This is a genomic window from Tenacibaculum sp. M341 (assembly GCF_004337695.1).
Taxonomy (GTDB): Bacteria; Bacteroidota; Bacteroidia; order Flavobacteriales; family Flavobacteriaceae; genus Polaribacter.
The window spans coordinates 1-2,483 of sequence record NZ_SJXJ01000046.1 but is presented as its reverse complement, the minus strand read 5'-3'; the positions used below and the strand labels follow the sequence as shown (position 1 = coordinate 2,483).

The window sequence follows — 2,483 nt, the reverse complement described above, 5'->3', positions numbered from 1 at the left end:
CGTTCTTTATTGAATAGATTTGACACCACAATTACTAGTTGGAAAGGCTTTAATTTCCTAGCATTTATTGTAATCGGATTAAAGAAATTTCATAAAATTGAAAAGTCAAGATGACTTCATTGTTAACTTTTTTAGGAATTTATAATTTGTGAAAATTACCCTAAATCTCTTGATGGTTTTAAAAATTGAATCTTATCTAAAATAACATCAATAACAATAATCCAATAGATTTATAACGGTTTTTTTGTATGACCTTATGGATGTTAAAAAAGTGTTGTTTGCATCAAATTATAGCTTTTTGCATAGTTTATTCGTATCACAAATAGTATTAATTTAAACTCATAAAAAAAGATAGTTTACTACATTGTAGTAAACTATCTTTTTTTATGAGTTTAAATTAGTTTACAGAATATGTGAATGTTTTAGAAGAAGATGTACCGTTTTCAGTAAAATTGGCAGTTCCTTCTTTTGTAGTAGCGTTTTTTAGAGTTTCAAATTCTTCATCAGAAAGAGAAAAAGTTATACCATCATCACCAGCAAAAGCATAACTAGAGTAAGTATTACCGTTTAAGATTATTTCATCTAATAAATCTCTATCCGTAAAACGAATAATAGCCCTAGCAGGTCCTCCAAATGTACCTGTTGTTCTAGGATATATTTCGGCAGATGTCACTTCAAAAGTAGTAGGTAAAGGTTCAGTAACAAAAGTAATTTCTTTCTCTAATGTTGTTCCAAATTCTGAACTTCTTGCTACTATTTTAACAGTATAGTTTGTATTTGGAGTTAGTCCAGTAAATACCCATCCAGAAGATGTAACCCCTGTTGATTCTTCGTTGTTGTTGATATAAATATCTGCTAGAACACCTCCAGGACCATCTATAGTTAATGATGACCAAGAAATAGAAGCATTTGTTGTTCCAGTACTATTTAATGAGATGTTGAAATCATTTGGTTTAGGTGCATTTAGTGTTGTAACATCTATCATTTGAGTAGAAGTAGTTCCAAATTCATTTGATTTTGATGTAACTTTCACATTGTATGTAGTTTCAGCATCTAAATCTGAAAAAGAGTAAGTTAATGCATCTAAATCTGAAGCAACCTGATTATCGTCTAAGTAAATATCATATGCTACACCTTGATTACCTTCTATGGTAGAGGCAGTCCAATCAATCGTAAAACCAGAAACTGTTATATCTTTAGAAGTAATAGTAGTATCCGAAGGATTGGGTTTAGCTAATGTAATAACATCTATCATTTGAGTAGAAGTAGTACCAAACTCATTTGATTTTGATGTAACTTTTACATTGTATGTAGTTTCAGCATCTAAATTTGAAAAAGAGTAAGTTAATGCATCTAAATCTGAAGCAACTTGATTATCGTCTAAATAAATGTCATATACTACACCTTGATCACCTTCTATGGTAGAAGCAGTCCAATCAATCGTAAAACCAGAAATCGTTATATCTTTAGAAGTAATGGTAATATTCGAAGGAGTTGGTTTAATTGATGTTGTAACATCTATCATTTGAGTAGAAGTAGTTTCAAATTCATTTGATTTTGATGTAACTTTTACGCTGTATGTTGTTTCAGCATCTAAGTCTGAAAAAGTATAAGTTAATGCGTCTAAGTCTGAAGTTACTTTATTATCGTCTAAGTAAATGTCATACACGACACCTTGATCACCTTCTATAGTAGAAGCAGTCCAGTCAATTGTAAACTCAGAAACTGTTATATTCTTAGAAGTTATTGTAATACTTGAAGGATTAGGAGGAGGAGTCGGAGTTACTTCTTCATCACTACATCCAAAAAGTAAAAAGAATGCTGAAATTAAAAGGATTGGAATAAATAGTTTGATGTTTTTCATAATCTATTTTTAATTATTAAAGTTAAGTTGTTTAAATTATTATTTTAATATTGTAGATGAATAGCGTTTTTTTAAGGCACAAAGGCTTAAATAAGCCTTGAATGAAGGGGCAAATATATTTAATTTTTTTAATATTAATATTTAACCCGTTGTATATTAACAAAAAAAACTTTAGATAGCTGTATGCCAATGGTTTTGGTGTGGTGATTTGATTTTTATTATACAATATTCAAACAAATCATAATAAAATACTCAAAGTTTTAAAAGTATTAGATTCTGTAATGGATTATTTAAATTTAACTATTATAGATAAAGAGCTTACTGCATTTTATTTAGTTTCTAAACACATAATTATTTATATTGAATGTTAATTTTTTAATATTATTCTATAAAATTATTAGATAGCGTTGAAAAAAACTTATAGTCTAAATTACAATGAAGGTTATTTTATTGTGTATATATACTTTTGAAAATATGTATTGTGTAAGATTATGGTTTACCCGTTGTGCATTTTGAATTATAAGAAGAAAAAAGTTGAGCATTCTGCTATAAAGCAGTAATTTGTAGTTACCACACCATAATTTAACATGCACAACTTTCAAGCAAATTACGATAAAAT

1 protein-coding gene and 1 pseudogene are annotated in these 2,483 nt (G+C 28.2%); one reads left to right on the top strand and one right to left on the bottom strand.

Annotated features, from left to right (window positions below):
• Positions 1-114, top strand: a pseudogene (locus EYW44_RS22850) (IS5/IS1182 family transposase); the annotation flags it as partial.
• A 283-nt stretch (positions 115-397) separates the two neighbouring features.
• Here the strand turns inward: EYW44_RS22850 and EYW44_RS21840 are convergent.
• Positions 398-1,864, bottom strand: coding sequence for a fibronectin type III domain-containing protein (locus tag EYW44_RS21840; RefSeq protein ID WP_132727989.1), 1,467 nt, complete (start codon positions 1,862-1,864; stop codon positions 398-400).
• Between the last annotated feature and the right edge of the window lie 619 nt (positions 1,865-2,483).